Genomic DNA, 6260 nt, shown 5'->3' with positions numbered 1-6260 from the left:
GGGTCGTGGCTCATGCCTTCTCCTTAACTTTGAAACGAAGGAGTGTGGCGCGTTCATTTCATCATTGCTAGATGGTTGCGTCGGACGCTTACACTACAGCACGGATATCGCATGGTCATAGGTTAAATTCTCCCATGGTAGTCCGGTCACCAATGCGCGAAGTTGATCGTGGTTGAGGTCGACACAAACTGTTGTGCCGTTGTTCCAGACAAACCTGCCTTTATTCAGGCGGCGTGTTGCTAGCCAAATACCAAATCCGTCATAGACCAAGACCTTGATGCGTGTCGAGCGTTTGTTGGCAAACAAATAGGCATGATGAGGGCGTGCTGCACCGAACACCTTGACCACCCTGGCCAGAGCAGTGTCCATGCGCGACGCGCATATCTATCGGTTCGGTCGCCAGCCAGATCGACTCGATCCGGATCATCGTAACCAGTTCTGCAGCCAACCGGCACATTCAGCAGCAGAGGCACTCGGCCAGCGAACCGTGATGGTTGCTGCGCCTCGCCTGACTTCGATAACAATATCCTGCGTCGCAACGGTTTCGGGTTTCCCCGCCAATTGAAGCGGGATAAATTCCGCTACTGGTCTGACTGCCGACGATCCTGGTTGTTCCATTGCCGTCGCCCGTTCATGGGCTGTCAGCCAAGTTCGCAGCATATTGGCGTTCAAGCGGTAATGCAACGCAATCGCTGCAATCGACACACCAGGCTGCTGACATGCCTTGATTGCCTGGGCTTTAAATTCTGCGCTGTGGCGCCGCCGCCGCTGTGGCGCTATTAAATCTGGTTCATTCATCGTGTACATGTGTCCATTAATTACGTGGACACGATACTCTGTGATTTAGCGCAGGGACTCAAGATGGGGTCGCCAGGTGCTTACAGCCAATTGTGTTTAATTTTAGTATATCTAAAGAACGTATTTGATGGAATAGAGAGATGCCTAACTCAAGTACATATTTGAATTAAATTAAATGGGTACACTTTACAAAGATAATAAAAACGGAGACTAAAAAATCGTCTCCATTTTTATTTCAAAGCACGGAATTATCTAATTAAGGCTTCAATTGTCCCCGGATTTCTCCATCCTTATTTTCTGCGCTATGAACATTGACATAAAGATTTCCTGCTTTGTAACTTGCATACTGTTCTTCGGTAAGTATTGATCCTGATGGCACTGCCCAACTGCCATCACCAGACTTGACTAAGGTAATAATCGGCGGACCTTTTCTTCCTTCAGCGCCCAAATGTATGTGAGCCATCGTTCCAGCCAACCCGGTAGTCATAACCATACCGCTCACAGTTCTGTCCTTGTTGACGATGATACTCCCCGAGCCCTGCGCAGAAGTTTGCACTGCCGGAGTTTCTTCTGATCCTACCAAATTTACTTTTGTTTCAGTTGCATAAGCGGAACTAACGCTAAGAAATACACTACAGCCTAACAATAATGCACTCAATTTAGTTCGCGAATACTTTTTTGAGAACTGGCTTTTCATTGCGAGCTCCTCGACGTGTCATAGAAATTATGTAAATTTTCAATCCAAGTACTATCGGCCATGTCTGGCCAGTGATCTGAATCAAAGCCAGGAGCATTTTCGAAACGCTCCTTCTGTATGTTCAATACAAACCGCTTATTTTCAGTATCTAGTTTAAGTGCGCTCCATGGAACTGCAAAGAGTTTTGCGCCTATGGTAAATAGGCCACCGTGAGCAAGAACGGCGTAAGCCACTTTACCTGTTCGTACATCAAGCATGATTTCTTTTATTTCCCCTAAATGCTCATCCTCAGCGTTATGAACATTATCGCCAATCAGGGTATTAGCTCCCATTAATTCAGGGCCAGGACCTTTATTATTACCCGATCCATTTATCGCATACATACCCAAGGTATCGCGTGATTCGTAATTCATATTAGTTCTCCTCTCAATTGAATGAGATTGTAGATTGAACTTTCTTCTTATTCATGTCCGTTCGATACCGCACAAAAATAAACAATATGAAATTAATGAAGTTTTCTCTTAGGAAATTATTTCTTGCCCTCTGTAAAAATAGTTTTTAACAAATGTGAGACAGCGCACATACAGCATCGTCGATGATCAATATGCTCAGGCTGGTCTTTGTTGTTACCTCGCTTTTTTTGGAGATATTTATGCCGCTCAAAATTACAGATGCAATCAGCCTTCTAGTCTCAGATCATCAAACGGTAAAGGCTTTATTTGAACAATTTAACGAACTAAGTGACCGATCAAAGGTAAGCAAAAAAAAGGTTGCGGATGCAATTTGTCGTGCTCTACTAATTCATGCACAGATCGAAGAGGAAATATTCTATCCTGCGGTCAAAGAAGTAATAGAAAGTGATGAGTTAATGGATGAAGCGGAGGTAGAGCATGCGAGTGCTAAAGAGTTGATCGAACAAATTCAGGACATGGATCCAGATGATGATTTATATGATGCAAAAGTGAAAGTGCTCTCCGAACAAATCGAACACCATGTTAGGGAAGAAGAGGATGAAATGTTTCCTTCGGTCCGAAAAACGAGATTAGATCTAGTAACCCTCGGTGAAGAAATGAGCGAACGGAAGGAGCAACTTTAAATTTCCAATATGGCTTCACTCAGACTTTACCGTTCAAATGAAAATAAAACTAACGACGAAATACATGCAGAGCACATGCACAATCATTCTAATGGAGCAAATATGCTTGCAGTTGATAACGATCATTCATCCGGTGAAAGAATTTCAGGAGTCTCATGGGCTGCCATCTTGGCAGGTGCGATGGCGGCCGCGGCGCTTTCATTAATATTATTAATGTTAGGTGCTGGTTTGGGTCTGTCTACCATATCGCCTTGGTCTTATAACGCCTCTGTAATGGGTATCTCAGCGATTGCATGGATTACGTTTATGCAGCTTGCGGCATCCGGAGTTGGCGGATATTTAGCAGGTAGGTTGCGAAGTAAATGGAGTAACGTGCACGATAACGAAGTGTATTTTAGAGATACCGCTCACGGGTTTCTTGCATGGGCTGTTGCGTCCTTAGTGACAGTCGGCTTATTCGCAAGTGCGACTCAAAGTATTCTCAGCGATGTGTCAAATGTGGGCGCTAGTACAGTCAACGCAACAGCAACTACGGCGAATAATATGAAGAATACTTCCGTAGATTATTTTTCAGATATGTTGTTGCGTTCAGACGATGGTTCTGTAGATATAAATGTTAGTGCAGGTGCAGAAGTAGGGAAAATTTTATCAATGGACATTCGAAGCGGTACTTTAAGCCCGAACGATCGCGATTACCTATCTAAAATGGTATCCAAACGCACGGGGCTCAATCAAATTGATGCGGAGAAACGTGTTGACATCATTTATACACAATTTAGTAAATCTGTCACAGACGCTAAGAACACCATCAAGGAATCTGCTGACAAGGCACGCAAGGCGGCTGCTAACTCTGCTTTGTGGATGTTTGTAGCGTTGTTGATCGGCGCGTTTGTTGCCAGTCTAGCCGCGACGTTTGGCGGGCGTCAACGAGACAGAGCTCATCTGCTCGACTAAGTATTTTTTTCAGGTGAAAAAAACAGCATCCATTTTTTAATCAATCTTGTAGTTCATTGGAGACAATCATGCGTTCAATTTTACTTTTGCTACTTGGCATTCCTATTCCTATCGTCATTCTGATTGCATTATTTGTTCATTAAGCTATTCAACCTATCAACGCTCAGTCTTGAAAATCTTCGAAAAACGTCTAGAGGAGGGAAGCAAGATGTCAAATCTTTTAAATTTGAACTCTGATCAATTTAAGTACGATCCCCGAATAATTTATTGAATAAGCTCATCGACCATTTACATCTAAAAAATGATGCTGAACTGTCTAAAATGTTGGAGGTAGCACCTCCTGTAATTAGCAAAATTCGGCATCATAAATTATCTGTCGGTGCTTCGTTAATGATCAGCATGCATGAAATTAGTAACATTAGCATCAAAGATTTACGAATGTTGATGGGAGATAAACGCGACACATTTTTTGCTTCAGATCCATAATTTAGAACGAGTCAAACAATTTCAATTACTTTTTGAGTTCATAATTTTATTTCGTTTTTGCGTTAGACGATAAGAGAAAATTAAAAATACGAATTTACTTAACCAAATTTCAAAAAGAGGTACGAGTATGCACTTAGAAAATTTAAAAGTAACAGGAATGACTTGTGACGATTGCTCCAATAAAGTAGCACAAGCGCTAAAAGCAGTTCCCGGCGTAAATGAGGTAACAGTGTCGTTCCAAGACGGCGAAGCTAACGTGCAGTATGACGAAGTAAAGTGTTCACCAGATCAATTAAAAGAGGCTGTCAAGGTAGCGGGACTCGGGGTGGATCCAGGGAATATTGCAGCGGGCATGACGCCTAAAAATTGTTGATATTTATAATTTTGGTTTTATTTATTTATCAATTTATACCGCGTCATTTGGTATAAAAAATATGATCCCAAAAGCCACTTGTTACACCAAATTGGCTAAGTTTTTTTGAGCGTTGATGATGCAATGCATGTTGACGTTTCCGTTTTAACAGCCACATATGTTCAGTGTGCCAGTGGTGCATCGCATGATGCGTAATTGTATAAATTAAGTAGCCGATTAAAATGCCAAAGGTTGACGCATACGCTTGCCACAGATCAGTTAAGATTAATATTGGTAGAAATACCAATCCAAAAATTAATGTAGCGCTCAGTATGGTAGGAGTACAAATTAAAGCCGTAGGTCGTTGGTGGTGCTCAGCATGCCACGTGCTGAAAGGGCGAATACCATGCAGTACAAAACGATGCAACACATACTCGATCAATGTCCAACTTAAAAAGCCCATTATCGCTAATAGTGCCAATTTGACTATATGTTCTCGTGGACTTAAAGCTAGCAAAGATACTGCTAGCACGAACGATGTAAGTCCATAAAAAGCGAAATCAATTTGATAGGTCACTTTAGTTTGTTCAAGACTGAAAATTTGCATTTCGCTCCTTCTAAATAGACCTTTAAAGGCGACTTTACGAGAGTGAATAATCTCTATTGCTGATAGTAAGTAAAACAGTTTGAGGCGTCTGTACGATGTCGAACATAGATTGGAATTGGGTCTTTCATTGATCTAATGAATGTGATGGATTTACCTTCTCAACACCGCCTATTCGTATTATCTATTTTTGCATTTTATTTAGAATGCGACAACGGATAATGTTAGCGATTCCAATCGGGAATCACTTTTGAGCTGCTGCCTAAATCTCGCTTTTAAATTAACGTTGGAGTATCAAACGATAAGATTCGTTATTTGAATTTGATGAGATTTATGTTTGAGTCTTCTACTGAATCTAGATAGTTCAGGGTTAATTATAGATAGCAATCGAGCGGCGATGAAACGAACGTATGCCTTTTATCAAAATTTATCCTATGCTTAAAGGAGACGATAGGGTCTTTGTAAAAACGAGGGGGAGTGACGATGCGGCGGCGAGCTTTACTTCAACTGATTTCTTTGTCAGAGTTCGTTCATTTCAATGCTTTAGCGCAAGACGATAGAACCCTACACATTTCTACTCTGATTTGCGCAGATCCTGCTACGTATGTCGCCGAAAAAATTCTTGAAACCGCTTATCGCAGCTTGGGCTGGAACTTGAAAGTCCACTATTTACCCGGCGAGCGCTCGCTCCGTAGTGCCAATAACGGTGAAATGGATGGTGAGCTATATCGTAAATTTGGCATGGAAAACGACTACCCTAATCTTCTCGTCGTACTGGTACCATTACTTACTTACGAAATTGTTATATTCACTAACGGTATTCGTTTCATAGTAAACGGTTGGGATAGTCTACGTCCCTACACAATAGGTTATGTTCGAGGAATAAAAATTATCGAGCAAAACGCTGTGGGAATGAAACTAGAACCTGCTCCTAAAATACGTCAAGCATTTCAGAAGATGTTATTAGGTAGGTCGGACATTGTGGTGGCAAATCGTGTATCTGGATTGGCAGCCCTGCGTGAAATGAATCAAACTAACGCCACCATATTAATGCCCCCACTTACTACTTTTTCAGTATTTCATTATCTCAACAAAAAGCATAGAACATTGGTGCCCGGTCTGACTACTGTTCTGCAAAAAATGTACAAAGACAAAACGATAGAAAGTATTCAGAATTCAGAGGTTCTTGCAAAACGAAACACCGGAGAGTAATTTTATTGCGAGAAGCGCAAAATAGATGAGAAAGGAGCGGCCATTTCTGGCAAGATGAAAG

The 6260-nt window shown here is 41.8% G+C and carries 10 protein-coding genes; 5 read left to right on the top strand and 5 right to left on the bottom strand.

The genetic code is table 11. The features are described from left to right. Window positions 1-93 precede the first annotated feature (93 nt). From tnpB to AAKU61_RS21810, 4 genes are all read right to left on the bottom strand, one after another. Window positions 94-369: an IS66 family insertion sequence element accessory protein TnpB gene (gene tnpB, locus AAKU61_RS21825; RefSeq protein ID WP_354335655.1), complete on the bottom strand. Its 276-nt coding sequence runs from the start codon at window positions 367-369 to the stop codon at window positions 94-96. Window positions 370-423: 54 nt separating this feature from the next. Then, complete coding sequence (gene tnpA / locus AAKU61_RS21820) at window positions 424-798, bottom strand: IS66-like element accessory protein TnpA (protein ID WP_354335653.1); 375 nt, start codon at window positions 796-798, stop codon at window positions 424-426. Between the two features lie 256 nt (window positions 799-1054). Then, window positions 1055-1495: a CHRD domain-containing protein gene (locus AAKU61_RS21815; protein ID WP_322121726.1), complete on the bottom strand. Its 441-nt coding sequence runs from the start codon at window positions 1493-1495 to the stop codon at window positions 1055-1057. Next, window positions 1492-1908: a PRC-barrel domain-containing protein gene (locus AAKU61_RS21810; protein WP_322121725.1), complete on the bottom strand. Its 417-nt coding sequence runs from the start codon at window positions 1906-1908 to the stop codon at window positions 1492-1494. The genes AAKU61_RS21815 and AAKU61_RS21810 overlap by 4 nt, the downstream gene beginning before the upstream one ends. A gap of 239 nt (window positions 1909-2147) precedes the next feature. On the opposite strand from AAKU61_RS21810, the gene AAKU61_RS21805 reads away from it, so the two are divergent. The 4 genes from AAKU61_RS21805 to AAKU61_RS21795 all read left to right on the top strand — a co-directional run bounded on the left by AAKU61_RS21805 (window position 2148) and on the right by AAKU61_RS21795 (window position 4404). Then, window positions 2148-2591 carry a hemerythrin domain-containing protein gene (locus AAKU61_RS21805; RefSeq protein ID WP_322121724.1) on the top strand — a complete coding sequence of 148 codons (444 nt, stop codon included), beginning with the start codon at window positions 2148-2150 and terminating at the stop codon, window positions 2589-2591. 102 nt (window positions 2592-2693) lie between these two features. After that, a complete protein-coding gene (locus tag AAKU61_RS21800) occupies window positions 2694-3545 on the top strand; it encodes a hypothetical protein (RefSeq protein WP_354335650.1) in 852 nt (283 codons plus the stop codon). Window positions 3546-3812: 267 nt separating this feature from the next. After that, the gene (locus AAKU61_RS22845; RefSeq protein ID WP_503012672.1) at window positions 3813-4031 is read left to right on the top strand and encodes a hypothetical protein; all 219 of its coding nucleotides are present in this window, start codon (window positions 3813-3815) and stop codon (window positions 4029-4031) included. A 127-nt stretch (window positions 4032-4158) separates the two neighbouring features. Next, window positions 4159-4404, top strand: a complete 246-nt coding sequence (locus AAKU61_RS21795; RefSeq protein ID WP_322121721.1) for a heavy-metal-associated domain-containing protein — start codon at window positions 4159-4161, stop codon at window positions 4402-4404. A 43-nt stretch (window positions 4405-4447) separates the two neighbouring features. Here AAKU61_RS21795 and AAKU61_RS21790 read toward each other — a convergent pair whose 3' ends face one another. Then, the gene (locus tag AAKU61_RS21790) at window positions 4448-4990 is read right to left on the bottom strand and encodes a sterol desaturase family protein (RefSeq protein WP_322121720.1); all 543 of its coding nucleotides are present in this window, start codon (window positions 4988-4990) and stop codon (window positions 4448-4450) included. A gap of 480 nt (window positions 4991-5470) precedes the next feature. Between AAKU61_RS21790 and AAKU61_RS21785 the strand changes: the two genes are divergently transcribed. Next, window positions 5471-6199, top strand: coding sequence for a substrate-binding periplasmic protein (locus tag AAKU61_RS21785; protein ID WP_354335648.1), 729 nt, complete (start codon window positions 5471-5473; stop codon window positions 6197-6199). Window positions 6200-6260: the final 61 nt, after the last annotated feature.

The organism is Undibacterium sp. GrIS 1.2, from assembly GCF_040544435.1.
Lineage (GTDB): Bacteria > Pseudomonadota > Gammaproteobacteria > Burkholderiales > Burkholderiaceae_D > Undibacterium.
Note: the sequence above shows the minus strand (reverse complement) of the source record. Positions and strands in the feature narration are given on the sequence as shown.

What these genes read in the sequence shown, in the direction of transcription:
- tnpB (WP_354335655.1), bottom strand. Translation starts at nt 369, where the DNA reads ATGGACACTGCTCTGGCCAGGGTGGTCAAGGTGTTCGGTGCAGCACGC.
- AAKU61_RS21805 (WP_322121724.1), top strand. Translation starts at nt 2,148, where the DNA reads ATGCCGCTCAAAATTACAGATGCAATCAGCCTTCTAGTCTCAGATCAT.
- AAKU61_RS21795 (WP_322121721.1), top strand. Translation starts at nt 4,159, where the DNA reads ATGCACTTAGAAAATTTAAAAGTAACAGGAATGACTTGTGACGATTGC.
- AAKU61_RS21800 (WP_354335650.1), top strand. Translation starts at nt 2,694, where the DNA reads ATGCTTGCAGTTGATAACGATCATTCATCCGGTGAAAGAATTTCAGGA.
- AAKU61_RS21815 (WP_322121726.1), bottom strand. Translation starts at nt 1,495, where the DNA reads ATGAAAAGCCAGTTCTCAAAAAAGTATTCGCGAACTAAATTGAGTGCA.
- AAKU61_RS21790 (WP_322121720.1), bottom strand. Translation starts at nt 4,990, where the DNA reads ATGCAAATTTTCAGTCTTGAACAAACTAAAGTGACCTATCAAATTGAT.
- AAKU61_RS21785 (WP_354335648.1), top strand. Translation starts at nt 5,471, where the DNA reads ATGCGGCGGCGAGCTTTACTTCAACTGATTTCTTTGTCAGAGTTCGTT.
- tnpA (WP_354335653.1), bottom strand. Translation starts at nt 798, where the DNA reads ATGAATGAACCAGATTTAATAGCGCCACAGCGGCGGCGGCGCCACAGC.
- AAKU61_RS21810 (WP_322121725.1), bottom strand. Translation starts at nt 1,908, where the DNA reads ATGAATTACGAATCACGCGATACCTTGGGTATGTATGCGATAAATGGA.